The sequence below is a fragment of the Nocardioides sp. F233 genome (assembly GCF_057813895.1).
The window spans coordinates 53618-70736 of record NZ_JBVASH010000004.1 but is presented as its reverse complement, the minus strand read 5'-3'; the positions used below and the strand labels follow the sequence as shown (position 1 = coordinate 70736).

Below are 17119 nucleotides of genomic sequence, written 5' to 3'. Positions count from 1 at the left end.
GTTCGAGGCTGGTTTCGACGGTCGCACGGCGAGTCCTGCGTCAGCCTTCCACACCCCCGACCTCGAGCGAGATGACGCCGTAGTCGTAGCCGCGGCGGCGATAGACGACGGCCGGACGCTCGCTCTCCTTGTCGACGTACAGGTAGAAGTCGTGGCCCACCAGCTCCATCTCGTAGAGCGCCTGGTCGAGGGTCATCGGGCTTGCCGGGTGGGTCTTCTCGCGGACCACGAGCGGCCCGTCCCCGGTGACCGTGATCGGGCCGACCTGCCGCTCGATCGCGACCTCGTCCTCCTCCTCGACCACCGTGGTCGGGACGTCGGAGAGCGCCTTGCCGACCGAGACCGGCGTACGACGGCCGCGGTGCACCCGCCGGCGGTCAGCGGCCTTGCGCATCTGCGCGGCCATCTTGTCGAGCGCGAGGTCGAGCGCACCCATCTTGTCGTCGGCGGCGGCCTCGGCCCGGATCACCGGTCCCTTGGAGAAGGCCGTGAGCTCGACGTGGACCGCCTGGTCGTGCTGGCGGGGATTGGGTTCGCTGTCCACCTCCACATGGACCCGGATGATCCGGTGATCGTGCTTCTCCAGCTTCGTGAGCTTCTCCGCGGCATGCTCCCGGAACCTGTCCGAGATCTCGCAGTGCCGTCCGGTGACCACAACATCCATCAGTTACCTCCAAGGGGATTTCGGCGTGATGGGTTCTCCTGCCGCCCAGGCAGGACGTCTACGTGCAGGTGGACCGCGCCACCAACACAGATCTTGGGAGAGCCGCCGCGCGAGCGCAGCGAGCGTCGGCCCGTCGGGCGCGCCGCGTTGCCTGGACGCAGCGCAGCGAGCGAGGAACGAGCGAGCGGAGCGGAGGAAGGCAACGCGCGGAAGCGCGCCCGACATGCGCGAGCGAAGCGAGCGCCAGACGAACACAGTGGAGTCCGCCCGGCCGACCTGGTCTTCGTCCCCACACCCGCCTGCTGGGGCTTCCGCAGCTTGTTGCCACTACCGGCCCTCTCCCGGGGCCGGACGTATCTGACGTCCGGACCGAGGCAGGACTGACGACTAAGCCGCACCGTGATCACCGGCCCGAGGGCCGGCTTACGTGGACCGTTTCGCCTGCGACTGGCATCGGCTTGCCGCACCTGGCTGGGCTCGCACCCGGCCTGGGCGACGCAACCACGGACCCGGGCGGACTCCATGACCAGACGTTAGTCCGTCGGTGGTGACGGCGAAAGGCTTCATCCGAAGTTCAGACCGTTCATCTGGCGGGGTTCCTGCGGCGGGTTGCCGCGACGACCGCGGCAGCGTGGACAGACACCCCGGCGGCCTCCAGCGCGCGCTGTGCCTCGCGCAACGTGGCGCCCGTGGTGAGCACGTCGTCGCACACCACGACGTGGGCGCGGGGGCAGCGCCGGACGAGGCGTCGTACGGCGGCAGCGGGCACCGTCATCGAGCCGGCGAGGTTGGCCGCGCGGCCGGCGGCGTCGAGTCCGGCCTGGTCGACGACGCCGGGGCGCAGCCGCAGCAGCCGGGCCACCCGCACCTCGGCGCCGAGCAGCGCGGCCGCGGCCCGGGTCATGGCCAGGGTGGGGTCGTGGCCGCGCTGGCGCACGGTCGTGGCGCGCGACGGCACGGGGACCAGGACCAGCGGTCCGAGAGGTGCCGCTGCCTCGACAGAACCGGCGAGCAGCTCGCCGAGGGGCCGGGCGAGGGCGAGCACCCGACGCTCCTTGTGGGCGAGGACGAGGTCGCGCAGCACGCCGTCGTACTCCCCCACCCCATAGGTCGGCGCCAGCCCCACCGGGCAGGGTGTCGGCCAGTGCGGACGGGCGTCGCCGGCCCGGTCCCGGCACACGTCGCGGCAGGCCGGGCAGCACGGGCGCCCCGGCCGGTCGCAGCCCACGCAGCGCGATCCGAGCACCAGGTCGACGAACCCGTCGACGAGCAGCTGCGCGGTGGCCATCGGCCCACCTCAGCAGGCCGCCCCCACCCGGGCAACCAGAGAGCCCGGGGCTGTGGAGAGCCCGGGAGACTCAGCCCGTGTAGTCGAGCTGCGAGAGCCCGCCGGGCCCGGCCTCGTGGTCCTCCTGGCGCACCAGGTCGACGTACTGGTCGGCGTAGACGGCGTACATCGGCGCGTCCTCGACGGGCGAGACGGCGAGCCCGAGGACCTCGCCGGTGACGATCGTGGAGAGCACGTCGACGCCGACCGTGGCGCCGTCGGCGGCGACCACGTCGACCTCGTAGAGGTTGCCGGGGACGGTCGCGGTCAGCAGCGCGACCCGGATCGGGCTGGCCCAGCCGATGTCGATGATGGCGCTGCCCTCCGGAGCGCGTACGACGAACGGCCGGCCCGCCCGAGCGACCTGGCCGCGGCCGTTGAGGAACACCCGGGCGCCGACGACCTGGTCGCCCTGCCCCGTCACGCGGACCACGGCGACCAGCCGGGTGCCGTCGCGGCTGACGACCAGGCTCCGGGCGCGGGTGCCGGTGATGCCGGGGACCCGGACGGTGCGCAGCTCCGCGCCGTCGTACAGCCACACGACCGCGCCGCTCGTGCGGCGCTCGAGCACCCACAACCGTCCGGCGTGGTCCCAGGTGGGGCGGGCGTAGCTGCCGCCGTCGAGCAGCACCTGCGCGGCGGGCTCGGACGTCGACTGCTGGACGTGGGCCAGGCGGACGCGGTGCCCGCCGGCATCGACCCCGGCCGCCTCCTCGTTGTCGGGGCTGACCGCGATCGCGGTGATGCCCGCCCCCTCGTCGCCGAACACGCCGGTGACGGGGTCGAGTTCGGTGTCCTTGCCGCCGGAGACCAGGCGCCCCTGGCTGATGCCGTAGAGCGTCTTGCCGCCGCCGGGGCCGGCCGGACCGTAGGCGGCGGCCGCGTCGACGGAGTACTGCGCGACGCCGCCCGGCAGCGGCAGCGGCGTACCGTCGACGCTGACCCGCAGTGCGGTGACCGACGGGTCCTGGCGCAGCGTCCACGCGAGCTGGGCGAGCATCAGCTCGGCCTGCTCGGAGGTGACCGACTGGGCCTCACCGACGAGCGAGATGTCGGCGACGCCGGCGTCGCTGACGGGCACGGACAGTCCGACGGTCAGCCCCGCCGGCAGGAACGAGCGCACCACGCCCTGCGCCAGCGGCGGCGGCCCGGCGAGCAGGCCGGACACGAGGCTGGTGGCGAGCTGGTCGCCCTCCGGCACGAACACCGGTTCGGGGACGAGGATCTTGGCGACGGGGTCGAAGTAGTAGAGCGAGACCTGGTGGTAGCGCTGCCGGAACCACGAGGCGGGTACGACGAGCGCGTCCGGCGGGTCGGTGATCCGGTACTCCCCGTCCTGCACGGTGACCTTGAAGTCGAGGGTCAGCTCGTCGGTCCCCATCGCTCCCCGCCAGGCCCCGACCGAGTCGAGCCGGTCGGCGGCGGTCAGCGACACCGACACGAAGCCGCCGCTCTCGCGCACGGGCAGCGAGTCGCTGTAGATGACCGTCTCCTGCTCGGGGTTCCAGCCGGCCGCGGCCTCCTTGGTGAGGTACTGCTTGGCGACGCTGGTCTGCACCGGCCACGCGGTCATCGCGTCGAGGAACCCGGCGACCACCTCGGTCCGCGAGGCGCCGTCGACCGGTGGCCGGGCATCGATGTCGCTGGCCCGCCGGGTGTCGCCGCGGTCGGTGCCGCGGCTCTGGACCACCGGGCCGGACGTCGGGAGCGACGTGCACCCGCACAGCACCGCCAGGGCCAGCACCAGCACCGCGAGGGCGCGGAGTCGGGTCATCGCTCCTCCCCCTCCGGTACGACGCCGCCGGGCCCCACCACGACAGCGGCGTCGCTCGACATCGCGTCCTCGGGGACCAGCGGCAGCGGGCTGTGCCGCAGCGTGCCACCGGTGTGCCGGGGCACGGTCAGCCGGAACTGCGCCCCCTGCCCGGTCTTGCCCCACGCCTGCAGCCAGCCGCCGTGCAGGTGGGCGTCCTCCTGCGCGATCGCGAGGCCCAGGCCGGTGCCGCCGCTCGTGCGGGTGCGGGCCGGGTCGGAGCGCCAGAATCGGTTGAACACCATCGAGGCCTCTCCGGGCGCCAGGCCGACGCCGTGGTCGCGCACGGTGATCGCGGCCGCCTCGTCGTCGGACTCGAGCCGCACGATGACCGCCTCGGTCGGGTCGTCGGCCAGGGCGTGGTCGATCGCGTTGGTGACCAGGTTGCGCACGATGCGCTCGATGCGCCGTGCGTCGACATCCGCCTGGACCGGGTGCCCCGGCTCCTGCACCCGTACTCGGACACCCCGCTGGTCGGCCAGCGGCTGCGCGGCCTCGACCACCCGTCGTACGAGGTCGCCGAGGTTGACGTTCTCGTTGGCGAGCACCGCGGCGCCGGCGTCGAAGCGGCTGATCTCGAGCAGGTCGACGAGCAGGTTCTCGAACCGGTCGAGCTCGGCCTGCATCAGCTCTGCCGAGCGGGCGGTCGCCGGGTCGAAGTTCTCGCGGGCGTCGTGGAGGACGTCGGAGGCCATCCGCACCGTCGTGAGCGGGGTGCGCAGCTCGTGGGAGACGTCGGAGACGAACCGGCGCTGGACCCAGCTGAGCTCCTCGAGCTGGCGGATCTGGCGCTGGAGGCTGGTGGCCATCTGGTTGAAGGAGTACGCCAGGCGCGCGATGTCGTCCTCGCCGGTGACCTGCAGCCGCTCCTGCAGCCGCCCGGCCGCGAGCCGCTCGGCGACCCGTCGGGCCAGTCGGATCGGGGTGACCACCTGCCGGGTCACCAGCCAGGTCAGGCCGGCGACCAGCGCCAGAAGCAGCCCGGCGGCCGTCAGCAGCGCCCGGGTCACCAGGTCGAGGGTGTCCTGCTCCTCGGCGAGCGGGAACAGGAAGTAGAGCGTGTAGGTCTTGCCGTCCGAGGGCAGCTGCACCTGCGAGCCGACCACGATCCCCGGTTCCCGGGTGGTCCTCGCGTCGGAGCCGGCGCCCGTCGTACGCACGATCTCGGTGTAGGTCCACGCGGTGGAGCGGCGCGGGGCGTCGAAGTGGTCCTCGAGCGAGGTGGGGATGCTGACCAGGTCGAGGCCGCTGGTGTACTCGCCGCCGCCGGTGCGCAGCGCGGGGTCCTCCCCCTCCGGCCCGGCCAGCACGACGGCGTACCCCCGGCTCGCACCCCGCTCGATGATCGGGTCGACCAGGTCGCGCTGCTGCTGGCTGGCGTTGACCTCGCGGCCCGACGCCGCCGCGAGGCGGTCCTGGGCGTCGGCGACCTCCGCGTCGACCTCGCCGAGCACGACCTCGGCCCGGTGTTGCAGCAGGCCGTCGCGGGTCTGCTGCAGCAGGATCCAGCCGACGCCGCTGACCACGACCGCGGACAGCACGACCGTGCTCGCCACGACCCGGGCCTGGATCGAGCGCCGCCAGAAGGTCAGTGCGCGGCGCAGCCGGGGTGCGAGCCACCCCCAGCAGCGGCGGAGGGCGTCGAGCACTAGGAGGAGCCGGCCTTGTAGCCGACGCCGCGCACGGTCAGCACGATCTCGGGGTGCTCGGGGTCGTGCTCGACCTTGGAGCGCAGCCGCTGCACGTGCACGTTGACCAAGCGGGTGTCCGCAGCGTGCTGGTACCCCCAGACCTCCTCCAGGAGCGCCTGGCGGGTGAAGACCTGACCGGGCTTGCGGGCCAGGCACAGCAGCAGGTCGAACTCGAGCGGCGTCAGCGAGATCTCCACGCCGGCCCGCGTCACCGCGTGCCCGGCCACGTCGATCTCGACGTCGCGGATGGTGAGCGCCTCGTGCGGGACCGCCTCGGTGCGGCGTACCCGCGCCCGGATCCGGGCGACCAGCTCCTTGGGCTTGAAGGGCTTGACGACGTAGTCGTCGGCCCCGGACTCCAGCCCCACCACCACGTCGACGGTGTCGCCCTTGGCGGTCAGCATCACGATCGGGACACCCGACTCGGCGCGGACCTCCTTGCAGACGTCGATGCCGTCCTTGCCGGGCAGCATCAGGTCGAGCAGCACCAGGTCGGGCTTGTACTCGCGGAACGCCGCCAGCGCCAGGTCGCCACGCGGGCAGACCCGGCTCTCGAAGCCCTCCTGCCCCAGCACGATGCCCAGCATCTCCGCCAGCGGGGCGTCGTCGTCGACGACGAGGACGCGCCCCCTCGTGGGGTACGGCGCAGTGCTGGGCGGGGTCACGCCGCAATATTAGGCGGGAGCACGACGAAGGCCCGGCACCACCACGGTGCCGGGCCTCGTCGACGTACTGCTCAGTAGCTGATCAGCAGCTGCTCAGTAGCGGTAGTGGTCCGACTTGAACGGGCCCTCGATCGGCACGCCGAGGTAGTCGGCCTGTGCCTGGTTGAGGACGGTCAGCTCGACACCGATGGCGTCGAGGTGGAGGCGGGCGACCTCCTCGTCGAGGTGCTTCGGGAGCACGTAGACGCCGATCGGGTACTCCTCGAGCTTGGTGAAGAGCTCGATCTGCGCGAGCACCTGGTTGGTGAAGGAGTTCGACATGACGAACGACGGGTGGCCGGTCGCGTTGCCGAGGTTCAGCAGGCGGCCCTCGGACAGCACGATGATCTTCTTGCCGTCCTCGAAGATCCACTGGTGGACCTGCGGCTTGATCTCGTCCTTGACGATGCCCGGGATCTTCGCGAGACCGGCCATGTCGATCTCGTTGTCGAAGTGGCCGATGTTGCCGACGATCGCCTGGTGCTTCATCCGCTCGAAGTGCTCGACCCGGATGATGTCGAAGTTGCCCGTCGTGGTGATGAAGATGTCGGCGAAGTCGACGACCGACTCGAGGCGCTTGACCTCGTAGCCGTCCATCGCCGCCTGCAGCGCGCAGATCGGGTCGATCTCGGTGATGATGACGCGGGCACCCTGGCCACGCAGCGACTCGGCAGAGCCCTTGCCCACGTCGCCGTAGCCGCAGACGACCGCGGTCTTGCCGGCGATCATGACGTCGGTGCCACGGTTGATGCCGTCGATGAGCGAGTGGCGGCAGCCGTACTTGTTGTCGAACTTCGACTTCGTGACCGAGTCGTTGACGTTGATCGCCGGGAAGAGCAGCGAGCCGTCCTTGAACCGGTCGTAGAGGCGCAGGACACCGGTGGTGGTCTCCTCGGTCACGCCCTTGATGCCCGCACCGATGTTGGTCCAGTACGTCGGGTCGTTGTCGAGCGAGCGCGCGAGGACCCGGAGGACCTCCTTGTACTCCTCGTTGTCGGTGGTGTCCTGGCCCGGGACGGCGCCGGCCTTCTCGAACTCGGTGCCCTTGTGGACGAGCAGCGTGATGTCGCCACCGTCGTCGAGGATCATGTTCGGGCCGATCGCGTTGCCCTCGGCGTCCTTGAACTGGAAGACCTTCTCGGCCTCGTCCCAGTACTCCGCCAGGGTCTCGCCCTTCCAGGCGAAGACCGGGGTGCCCTGGGGGTCCTCGACCGTGCCGTTGCCGACGACGACCGCGGCGGCGGCGTGGTCCTGGGTCGAGAAGATGTTGCAGGTGGCCCAGCGGACGTCGGCGCCGAGCGCGGTCAACGTCTCGATCAGCACGCCGGTCTGGATCGTCATGTGCAGCGAGCCGGCGATGCGGGCGCCCTTGAGGGGCTGCGACGCGCCGTACCGACGACGCATCTCCATCAGGCCGGGCATCTCGTGCTCGGCGAGGGTGAGCTCCTTGCGGCCGAACTCGGCCAGGCTCAGGTCAGCAACCTTGTAGTCCATGAAAGTGATCCTCGAGGTTCGAGTGTCGTTCGCCCTGCGGCGCATCTGCGCTACGTCGGGATCTCCCGCGCATGACACAGAACACCCTACAAGCGTGCTCCGAGGGCCGCGGAATCATCGGGAATGTCCCTCGAGGCAAGGAGGGCGGGTGCGGCCTGACGGCCAGGCCCGTCAGTTGGGTGGGTGAGAGTGACCCCTACGTCACCCTCACCCACCCAACCCAGCACTACCGCTCGGCCCCGCTCCCGCCCGGAGCAGCACGCCGCCCACCACGGCACACACGAGCGCGACGACCGCACCCGCGAGCACCGCGTCGTGCAGCCCGTCGACGAACGCGACGGCGTCGGCGCCGTACGGTCCGGCGGCGGGGACGAAGGTGCCGAGCCAGGCGACGCCGACGGCCAGTCCGGTCTGCCGGAAGGTGTCGTTCGCGCCGGCGGCGAGGCCACTCTGCTCGGGCGGGAGGGCGGCGAGGGCGAGGGCGCTGCCGGACGGGTTGAACAGTCCGGTGCCGACGCTGGCGAGCAGGAAGCCGGGCAGGATCGAGGCCCAGCCGGAGTCGGCGTGGGTGGTCCAGGCGAAGACCACCATGCCGGCCGCGACCAGCAGCAGGCCGGCGACGGCCAGCGCGGCCGGGGCGAACCGGTTCATCAGCCCGGCCGTCATGCCGGAGACCACGAAGACGAGTGCGGTTCCGGGCAGGTACGCCAGCCCGGTCTGCAGCGGGCTCAGCCCGACGACCCCCTGGAGGTACAGCGTGAGGTAGAGGAAACCCGCGAAGAACGACTCCGAGATGCCGAAGACCAGCACCTGCGGCGCGCTGAAGGCCGGCCGCCGGAAGTGCACCAGCGGGAGCATCGGCACCCGCGAGCGGTGCTCGATGACGACCAGCGCCACGAGGGCGACCGCGGCGCCGGCCAGCGAACCAGTGACCAGGCCGCTGCCCCAGCCGCGCTCGTTGCCGCGCAGCAGGGCGAGCACGAGGAGGAACAGGCCGACGACGAGGGCGAGCTGGCCGGGTACGTCGAGCCGCCGCGCCTCGGGGTCCCGGCTCTCCCGGACCCGGCGGGCCAGGACGAGGGTGAGCAGGCCGATCGGCACGTTGCACCAGAAGATCGCGCGCCAGTCGATGACGTCGGTCAGCACGCCGCCGACGAACGGACCGATGGCGAAGGCGGCGCCGATCGAGGCGCCGTACACGCCGAGCGCCTTGGCCCGCTCCTCGGCGGTCGGGGTCACCTCGGAGATCAGGGCGAGGGCGGTGGCGAACAGCACCGCCGCGCCGATGCCCTGGACGGCGCGGGCCGCGACGAGGGTGGCGATGCCCGGCGAGAGGGCGCAGGCAGCCGAGGCGACGGTGAACAGCGCCATGCCGCCGAGGAACACCTGCTTGCGACCGAAGCGGTCGGCGATCGAGCCGGCCGACAGCACGACCGCCGCCAGCGGCAGGGTGTAGGCGTCGATCACCCACTGCAGTCCGGACAGGCCCGCGCCGAGCCCGGCCGCGATGTCGTCGAGGGCGGTGTTGACCACGCTGACGTCGAGCATCAGCATCACGGTCGCCACGCAGGCGACGGCGATGCTGACCTTCCGGTCGGCAGCGGTCCGGGCGACCGGCGGGGTCGCGGGTGTCGCGGAGGTGGTCGTCATGGGACGAGATGCTGGCCGTCGCGGCGGTACGCCGACCATCCCAAGCCGGCGGGTTCTCCGCTCCCCCAGATCTTCCGGTGGTGCGCGATTCCCAGACATCTGGGGCCGCGTACTCATGTTCTCGCGAGCCCCTCACGTGACCCTGCGGACATGACCGATCGCCGCCCGGCCGGGCCCCTCGAGATCACCGCCGCAGTCGCCGCCGCCGTCCTGACGCTGGCGACCTTCTGGCACGGATTCTCCGTCTACCTCTGCTGGGGCGGTTGCGACGCCCCGGACGACGCCGAGATCCTCGTCCACCGCCTCCTCACGACCGCCCTCGCCGTCTCGGTCGCGACGACCCTGGTGACCGCGGCGCTGCGCCGCGGGCGTTGGGTCTTCCTGTGGCACCTCGCCGTGGCCGGGGTCGCGCTCGTCGTGGCGCTGCTGACCGCGATGCCCCAGATCGACTGGGACGGGTCACAGCGCCCGCCGGAGCCCGGTCCGCGGTACCCCTGCCACTCCGGCTCGAACGACTGCGTCGGCGGCTGAGGGCGCCTACCCTGCTGCCATGCCCGACACCAGCGTGGCTCGCGGCCTCGGCGCACTGCGGATGGCGGTGGGCGTCGCGATGCTGGCCGCGCCGCGGCTGGTCGGCCGCAGCGACGACCCGTCGTTCCAGCTGCTGATGCGCACGATCGGGGTCCGCGACCTGGTGCTCGGGGCGGGCACCGTGCTCGCGCCCGACGCCGACCTCACCCGCTGGGCGACGACCGCGCTGGCCAGCGACCTGACCGACGTCGTGGTCGGTGCCGCCTCCATCCGCACGGTCGGCCGCCCGGGCGGCCTGGTCGCCACGCTGGCACCGGTGCCGTTCGTGGCGGCGGGGGTCGTGGGCATCAGGCGGGCACGCGGCGGACAGGCGGTGCGGGGCCAGTAGGCTGCTGCCGTACGTTCTCAGGGCGGGGTGGAACTCCCCACCGGCGGTGAGGGCGTCCCGGCCGATCCGGGGCGACCGAGCCCGCGAGCGCCGGCCCGGTTACGACCGGGTCGGGTCAGCAGATCCGGTGCGACTCCGGAGCCGACGGTCACAGTCCGGATGGAAGAGAACGCGACGGGCCTCGCGCGCGTCGTCACGCCCTGGGTGACACGCGAACAGGAGAGCCCATGTCACCCACCGCCCCCCGCGTCGCCATCGTCGCGGCCCGCTGGCACGCCGACATCGTCGACGTCGCCGTCACCACCTTCACCGCCGAGCTCGAGGAGCGCGGCTACGCCGTGGACGTCGTCCACGTGCCGGGTGCGTTCGAGATCCCGCTGCAGGTACGTCGACGCGCCCTGTCCGGTCAGTACGCCGGGGTGGCCGCGGCCGCTCTCGTCGTCGACGGCGGCATCTACCGCCACGACTTCGTCGCGTCGTCGGTCGTGGACGCACTGATGCGGGTCCAGCTGGAGACCGACGTGCCGGTGTTCTCGGCGGTGCTCACGCCGCACCACTTCCACGAGCACGACGAGCACCTCGACTACTTCCGCCGCCACTTCGAGACGAAGGGCCGCGAGCTGGCCAGCGCGCTGGACGCGACCGTCCAGCTGCCGGCCGTCTGAGGCGACGCCGCGCGGAGGGCCCGCCGCGGCTGATCGACGAGGTCAGTGCGCGGCGGGCTCACCGTCGTCGTACCGCTCGATCGGGTCCTTGTCGCCGGTGAACGGCAGCACCCGCACGATCGCGACCACGATCGAGCCGACGACCAGGCCGATCACCGCGGAGATGCCGGTGTTGGCGAGCCAGGCCAGCGCGCTGCCGAGGAAGCCGTGCACGGCGTGCTCGATGTCGTGCTCGATGCCGTGGACCCACTCGTACGGCGCGTCCCACCAACCCGCCTCGTGCACGTTGACGAGCAGGATGTGCCCGCCGACCCACAGCATCGCGACGGTGCCGACGATCGAGATGATCGAGAGCAGCCGCGGCATGAACGCGACCAGGCCGCGGCCGAGCTTCTGCGCGAGGGCCGAGGAGCGCTGCGCGAGGCTGAGGCCCGCGTCGTCCATTTTCACGATGAGCGCCACGACGCCGTAGACGGCGATGGTGATCACGACGGCGACGACCAGCAGCGTGGCGAGCTTGGTCCAGAAGTTCTCGTCCTCGACCGAGGCCAGCGCGATCACCATGATCTCGGCCGACAGGATCAGATCGGTGCGGATAGCGCCGGAGACCAGCTCCTTCTCGGCCTCGGGGCCGACCTCGGCGACGGGCGTCTCGTGCTCGTCGTGGCCGGAGACCATGTGCCAGATCTTGTGGGCGCCCTCGTAGGCGAGGAAGGTGCCACCGATCATCAAGATGATGGGGAGCAGGTCCGGCAGGAACTGGCTGAGCAGCAGCGACGCCGGGAGGATGATCAGCAGCTTGTTGCGGATCGAGCCGATCGCGATCTTCTTCACGATCGGGAGCTCACGCGAGGCGGCGACGCCCTGGACGTACTGCGGCGTGACCGCCGTGTCGTCGATCACCACGCCGGCGGCCTTGGCGGTGGCCTTGCCGGCTGCGGCACCCACGTCGTCCATCGACGCGGCAGCCATCTTGGCGATGGCGGCGACGTCGTCGAGGAGACCGAACAGGCCGGCGCTCACGAGAGTCGGTCCGTGGTGAGAGGCATGCCGAAAGGTTAGGGCATGCCGAGCAACCCGCCGCCTGCTGCGCAACGCCTCGCATCCGCCCTGGCTGCGTTGGAGTCGCTCGAAGTGCGGCCGAGCACGTCGTCGCTCCGCCGCCTTGCCAGGGCGGCGCGAAGCGTCGCTCGCGACGGCGCCGCGTTCCTCGGCATGCCCTACCGGCCAGCAGGCACGAGCCCCGCGTCCGCGGTGTCCCTCTCCTGCTCGTGGACGACACCGGTCAGTTGCACCGCCTCCCGGACCCGGCGGTGGGCGACGTCGAACGGGTCGACGACCCGCTCGAGCACCCGGCGCACGGGCGGTGCGGCCAGGCCCAGCGCGACCGCGACGCCGATGCCGACCGCGGCGAGCAGGCCGGGCCAGGGCCGGTCGTGGGCCCACTCGACGAACCCGAGGTACTCGAGCTCCTTCACCACGAACCCGTGGAACAGGTACACGACGAGGGTCGCCGAGCCCATCCGGGTGAACCAGCCCCCGATCCGGGGTACGACGCTCAGCCAGGCCAGCGCGCCGGCCACACCGGCGAGCAGCACGAGCAGCCGGGTCAGGATCGCGGTCGAGGTCGGGTCGTCGAGCAGCGCGAACGGCCGCTGGTACAGGTAGTCACGGCTGGCCCACTCGTCGAGCGAGCCGGCGACGACCCACAGCGCCGCGAAGGTCACGACGCCGACCACAGCCGCGAACCGCCCACGCAACCACTCCAGCGCCTCGGGCGTGGTCTTCAGCCCGAGCACGAAGAACGGCAGGAAGCCCACGATCCGAGGGGCGTCCAGCCACCGCGTCCAGTCCCCAGCGAGGAGGAAACCACCCGCGATGCTGAGGCCGACAGCGAGCACCACGCCGCCCCGCAGCGGCCGCAGCAGCGGGGTCACCAATCGCCAGGCGACCATCGCGAGCAGGTACCAGAGCGGGAAGTGCGGGTCGGTCCACAGGTCCGAGAGGTGCTCGCCGCCGACGTTGATCCGGAACCAGGCCAGCGCACCCTCGAAGAGGACGTACGGCACCAGCAGCGTGGTCACCAGCTGCCACAGCCGCGCCGGTGTGTAGCGGAAGCCCCGCGACAGGTAGCCGGACAGGAACACGAACGCCGGCATGTGCCACAGGTAGACGAAGTCGTACGCCCGTCCGCCCGGGCCGTCGGACGGCAGCAGCGCGAGCAGGTGCCCGACCACGACGAGCGTGACCAGGCCCATCTTCGCGTTGTCGAGCCACGGGTCCCGAGTCCGAGGTGTTGAGGCCATCACTCCTTGGTACCCGAACCACCTGTGCGGAGACCAAGTGTCAGACAACCTGGCGCTGTGGGCGTGCGCGGGCGACAGTGGTGAGGTGACCGAGCGTCCGGACGACTCCCCCGCCAGCAGCCGGCTGACCGTCACCGTCACGGACGGGCCCGGTCAGCCACCGACCACGTGGACGCTGGTCTGCGACCCTGCCGGCGGGACCCATCCTGACCCGGAGGGTGCGTGCCGGGCGCTCGAGGCGGCCCGTCGGCCGTTCGCACCGGTGCCGGCCGACATGCGGTGCATCCAGGTGTACGGCGGCCCCGAGACCGCCACGATCACCGGCACCTGGCACGGCGAGCAGGTCGCGGCGACGTACCGGCGCACGGACGGGTGCGAGATCGCTCGCTGGACCGCCCTCAGCGAGGTGCTGGCCCCCGCCGGCCGGGGCTGACGGGGGCCACGGTCCTCACCGTCTGGTGACCTGGACCGGCGTCCTCACGATCGTCGTGCCCGGCACTCCCGTCGCGTTCATCTCGGTCGTGACCTGGCCGGGGCCGCGCGCATCGCCGCGGACGACGAGCGTGTAGGTCACCGTGTCGCCGGGAACCGGGTCGGTCGAGGTCACCCGCAGGTCGCCGGTCGGCAGCGTGGCCGCCATGGCGCCCTGGCCGGACTCGTTCTCCGCCCCGACGAGGAACGGCTGGCCGTTCGGGCTGGCGGGCAGGTTGGCCGGGTCGTAGGCGTAGGTGATGTCCTGCGTCCCGTTGACGCCGATCCAGACCTGGAACACCCGACTGCTGTTCGTACCGAACACGTTGACCCGGTACTCGACGACCAGCCAGGTGTCGACGCCGTCGGTCAGCGTCCCGGCGAAGACACCGGGGGCACCGGTGCCGTCGAGGTCGGTCCAGAACGGCGCCATCATGTTGTTCGGCGGCGCCGGGTCGGGACCGGTGGGCAGGTTGCAGCACTCGTTGTCCTCCGACGAACCACCGCCGGCCACCAGGTAGCCGTTGGAGTCGACGCCCACGGCGGTGTAGCTCTTGCCGTTGAAGCGGTAGGCGGGCACGTTGAAGTTGATGATCTCCTCGTCACCGATCGCCACCGGCGTGATGCCGAACGCATCGAGCGGGATGTAGCCGAACAGCGAGCCGGGAGCCACCGACGGCACGCCGTTCTGCGCTCCGGCGAGGCTGATCGGCCCCTTGCGCGCGCGGTGCGGTCCGACGACCGTCGCGCCCGACGCGCTCGTGATCGTCAGGTTGGCGGAGGTCGTCGTGCTCAGGCTGACCGTTTGGCTCTCGAAGGACTGGTTGGTCGCGGCCACCGCACACGTGGTCGAGCTGCCCCGACGGATCGAGTCGGGCACGCAGGACTGGTCCAGGGTCACCTGTCCCTGGGTCCTGATCCAGGCCACCGGCAGGTGCATCGCGCGGCTCGCACCGCTGCTCCGCCGGATCTGGATCTCGCCGAACTGCTGGGCGCCCTGGGGAGCGTCGGTGCTGATGGTGATGCTCAGCGTCCGGGTGGCCCCGGGATCGACGCTGAACGACGCCGGGAAGACCCTGATCGAGGAACCAGCCGGGGCCGTGGCGGACGCCACGAACCTCTGCGTCGTCCCTGACACGTTGCGCACCACGCGGGTCGTCGTCAGCCGACCCGGCAGCACCGGAGCGTTGATCGACGGCACGTTGAGGTCCACGGCGTGCACGGGATCACCGGTCAGCGCCGCGTACCGGGCCGCCGTCTCGTCGAGCGTCAGCGGGACGACGTCCGAGCGACCGATGTCGATCCGGCCGGCACCCATGTCGAACGGGTCGGCCGGGGTGGTGAGGTCCTCCTTGAGGACGTCGGTCAGCGACCGGGTCATCAGCGCGGACTTCACCTGGCCGGGCGACCAGCCGGGGTGGGTGTCGCGCAGCAGGAGCGCCGCACCGGCGACGTGCGGTGAGGACATCGAGGTGCCTGCGATCGCCTGGAAGAGCTCGCCCGGCGGACCGCCGGTGACGTCATTGGGCACCGGGGTGTGGCCAGCCAGGATCTGCACGCCGGGCGCGGTGACGTCCGGCTTGATGAAGGCGCCGCCCGGCCCCCGCGACGAGAACGCCGCCATCACGTCGCCCTGGCCGTCGCGCTTCTCGCCAGCCGCGAACTGGCCGGTGACGCCGGTGTGGGAGCCCATGAAGGCCACGAAGTCGGTGCCGTCGGCCAGGTGCACGGTCGGCAGCCAGTGGTTGTCTGTCTCGACGTCGGCCAGGGCCGGGTTGTAGAGGATCATCCCGGCTGCCCCGCCCTGCCTGACGTTGAACCCCTTCTGCACGCGACCGATGCCGCCACCACGCTGGCACGCGACGATCTTGCCGGCGAACGTGCCGGGTACGGCGGGCGCGGAGCAGTTGGCGTTCGAGTACGGCGCCGACGAGGACAGCACCACCGGGAGCGGGCCGACGCCACCGGTGATCGACGCGCCGTCGGCGGTGAAGGTCTCACCGTTGTCGGCGGTGAGGTGCAGCGTGGTCGCGAACTCGCGGCGCTGGGTCGAGGCGCCGACCGTCGTGACCCACGGCGAGAGGTGGTTGGCGGTGCCGGCACCCGGCCCGTCGTTCCCGGCGGAGGCGGCGACGAAGACACCGGCCGCATAGGCATCGAGGAAGGACAGCTCGACCGGGTCGGTCATCGGGTCGGTGCCACCGGAGATCGAGTAGTTGATGACGCTGACACCGTCGACGATCGCCTGCTCGACGGCCCTGGCCGAGTCGGAGGACAGACAGCCCTGCGGACCGCAGACCTTGTACTCCATCACCCAGGCACCGGGCGCCAGACCGGCGAGCGGGCCACGCTCCACGCCGAAGACGGGCGCACTGGAGAGGACGTTGCCGGCCGCCGTGGACGCGGTGTGGGTGCCGTGGCCCTCGCTGTCACGCGCCGTGCCCGCGAAGGGGTCGTCGCCGATGGTCGCGTCGTAGGCGTCGGTGAAGTGCGCGCCGCCGATCAGCTTGTGCTGGCACACGAACGGGTCGACCGCGGGGGTCAGCGGGTTGTCGCCGAAGTCGCAGGCGCGGGCAGGCCCCGGCGGTGCCGCCAGGTTGCCCTGGTCGGCGAACGACGGGTGCTCCGGCCAGACCCCGGTGTCCAGGTTGCCGTAGATGACGCCGGCGCCCGCGTTGGTGTTGCCACCGAGGGCGGCGTACACCGGTCCGGCGTTGAGGAACTCCGGGCTGGAGTCGGTGAGGGGCTGCCGCAGCGCGTCCTTCTGGACCGCGACGACCCCGTCGATGCCGAGGATCGTGCGCACGCTGTTGGCGGGCACGATGGCCGACACACCGCCGTAGACGGTGCGGTAGCTGCCGGTCACGTGGGCGGCCGGGACGCGCTGCGCGAGGTCGTGGGTGAACGCGCGCTCGTTCTGGTCGAGGTAGGCCTGGTAGGCGCGGACCGCCGCTGAGCCGGGCTGGATCTTGTGGCCGGTCACCGACGGACTGGTCGCCTCGAGGCCGTCGACACCGCCTCGGTACGCCGACAGGGAGTCCTGGTCGAGCTTGACCATGACCGCGACCGGCGCCGTCCCGGTGCGGTCGAGCAGGCCCGGACTGGTCTGCGCCAACGTGCTCGAGTCGGCCTTGAACGCCTTGACCCGGGAGGCGGGGGTCAAGGGGGTCGCGACCAGCGCGGCCGCCGTGGGATCGGGCGGGTCACCCGGTCCGGTTCCGGCCGCCGGCGCGGCGACCATGAAGGTCAGCGGGGCCAGCAGCGCGACGAAGGCAGCCAGTCCCCTCCTGTGAATGCGCATGACATCTCCCTGGGTGCTGTGGTGGTCGCAGGGAGCGTCGCGCCTGAGGCAGTGGTGGTGATGCCGCGTGCGCGTCGGTGTCCCTTCGCTCTGCTGGGCGTCACCCGGCATCTT

Annotated in this window: 14 protein-coding genes and 1 riboswitch; of the genes, 4 read left to right on the top strand and 10 right to left on the bottom strand. The window is 71.7% G+C overall.

The genetic code is table 11. The features are described from left to right. Positions 1-40: 40 nt before the first annotated feature. The 7 genes from hpf to ACZYRU_RS16290 form a co-directional block, all read right to left on the bottom strand. On the bottom strand, positions 41-664 hold the full coding sequence (gene hpf, locus ACZYRU_RS16320; protein ID WP_488958153.1) for a ribosome hibernation-promoting factor, HPF/YfiA family: 624 nt from the start codon (positions 662-664) through the stop codon (positions 41-43). Between the two features lie 583 nt (positions 665-1247). Continuing rightward, on the bottom strand, positions 1248-1952 hold the full coding sequence (locus ACZYRU_RS16315; RefSeq protein ID WP_488958152.1) for a ComF family protein: 705 nt from the start codon (positions 1950-1952) through the stop codon (positions 1248-1250). Positions 1953-2022: 70 nt separating this feature from the next. Further along, a complete protein-coding gene (locus tag ACZYRU_RS16310) occupies positions 2023-3765 on the bottom strand; it encodes an LpqB family beta-propeller domain-containing protein (protein WP_488958151.1) in 1743 nt (580 codons plus the stop codon). Next, positions 3762-5453: an MtrAB system histidine kinase MtrB gene (gene mtrB, locus ACZYRU_RS16305; RefSeq protein ID WP_488958150.1), complete on the bottom strand. Its 1692-nt coding sequence runs from the start codon at positions 5451-5453 to the stop codon at positions 3762-3764. The genes ACZYRU_RS16310 and mtrB overlap by 4 nt, the downstream gene beginning before the upstream one ends. Beyond that, positions 5453-6160 carry an MtrAB system response regulator MtrA gene (gene mtrA, locus ACZYRU_RS16300; protein WP_488958149.1) on the bottom strand — a complete coding sequence of 236 codons (708 nt, stop codon included), beginning with the start codon at positions 6158-6160 and terminating at the stop codon, positions 5453-5455. Before mtrA ends, mtrB begins: the two co-directional genes overlap by 1 nt. Before the next feature lie 93 nt (positions 6161-6253). Further along, the gene (gene ahcY, locus ACZYRU_RS16295) at positions 6254-7693 is read right to left on the bottom strand and encodes an adenosylhomocysteinase (protein WP_488958148.1); all 1440 of its coding nucleotides are present in this window, start codon (positions 7691-7693) and stop codon (positions 6254-6256) included. 207 nt (positions 7694-7900) lie between these two features. Further along, positions 7901-9343 (bottom strand): MFS transporter, encoded by a 1443-nt coding sequence (locus ACZYRU_RS16290; protein ID WP_488958147.1) that lies wholly within the window; start codon positions 9341-9343, stop codon positions 7901-7903. Positions 9344-9493: 150 nt separating this feature from the next. On the opposite strand from ACZYRU_RS16290, the gene ACZYRU_RS16285 reads away from it, so the two are divergent. From ACZYRU_RS16285 to ACZYRU_RS16275, 3 genes are all read left to right on the top strand, one after another. Beyond that, complete coding sequence (locus ACZYRU_RS16285; protein ID WP_488958146.1) at positions 9494-9874, top strand: DUF6234 family protein; 381 nt, start codon at positions 9494-9496, stop codon at positions 9872-9874. Between the two features lie 19 nt (positions 9875-9893). Then, the gene (locus ACZYRU_RS16280) at positions 9894-10262 is read left to right on the top strand and encodes a hypothetical protein (protein WP_488958145.1); all 369 of its coding nucleotides are present in this window, start codon (positions 9894-9896) and stop codon (positions 10260-10262) included. Positions 10263-10271: 9 nt separating this feature from the next. Continuing rightward, positions 10272-10437, top strand: a riboswitch (FMN riboswitch). Positions 10438-10489: 52 nt separating this feature from the next. Further along, positions 10490-10927 carry a 6,7-dimethyl-8-ribityllumazine synthase gene (locus ACZYRU_RS16275; protein ID WP_488958144.1) on the top strand — a complete coding sequence of 146 codons (438 nt, stop codon included), beginning with the start codon at positions 10490-10492 and terminating at the stop codon, positions 10925-10927. 42 nt (positions 10928-10969) lie between these two features. On the opposite strand, the gene ACZYRU_RS16270 is transcribed toward ACZYRU_RS16275, so the two are convergent. Together ACZYRU_RS16270 and ACZYRU_RS16265 are read right to left on the bottom strand one after the other, a co-directional pair. After that, complete coding sequence (locus tag ACZYRU_RS16270) at positions 10970-11950, bottom strand: DUF808 domain-containing protein (protein WP_488958143.1); 981 nt, start codon at positions 11948-11950, stop codon at positions 10970-10972. A 197-nt stretch (positions 11951-12147) separates the two neighbouring features. Continuing rightward, a complete protein-coding gene (locus ACZYRU_RS16265) occupies positions 12148-13233 on the bottom strand; it encodes an acyltransferase family protein (RefSeq protein WP_488958142.1) in 1086 nt (361 codons plus the stop codon). Between the two features lie 37 nt (positions 13234-13270). Between ACZYRU_RS16265 and ACZYRU_RS16260 the strand changes: the two genes are divergently transcribed. Beyond that, on the top strand, positions 13271-13666 hold the full coding sequence (locus ACZYRU_RS16260) for an SSI family serine proteinase inhibitor (RefSeq protein ID WP_488958141.1): 396 nt from the start codon (positions 13271-13273) through the stop codon (positions 13664-13666). A gap of 15 nt (positions 13667-13681) precedes the next feature. Here the strand turns inward: ACZYRU_RS16260 and ACZYRU_RS16255 are convergent, their stop codons facing one another. After that, positions 13682-17005 carry a S8 family serine peptidase gene (locus tag ACZYRU_RS16255; protein WP_488958140.1) on the bottom strand — a complete coding sequence of 1108 codons (3324 nt, stop codon included), beginning with the start codon at positions 17003-17005 and terminating at the stop codon, positions 13682-13684. Positions 17006-17119 lie beyond the last annotated feature (114 nt).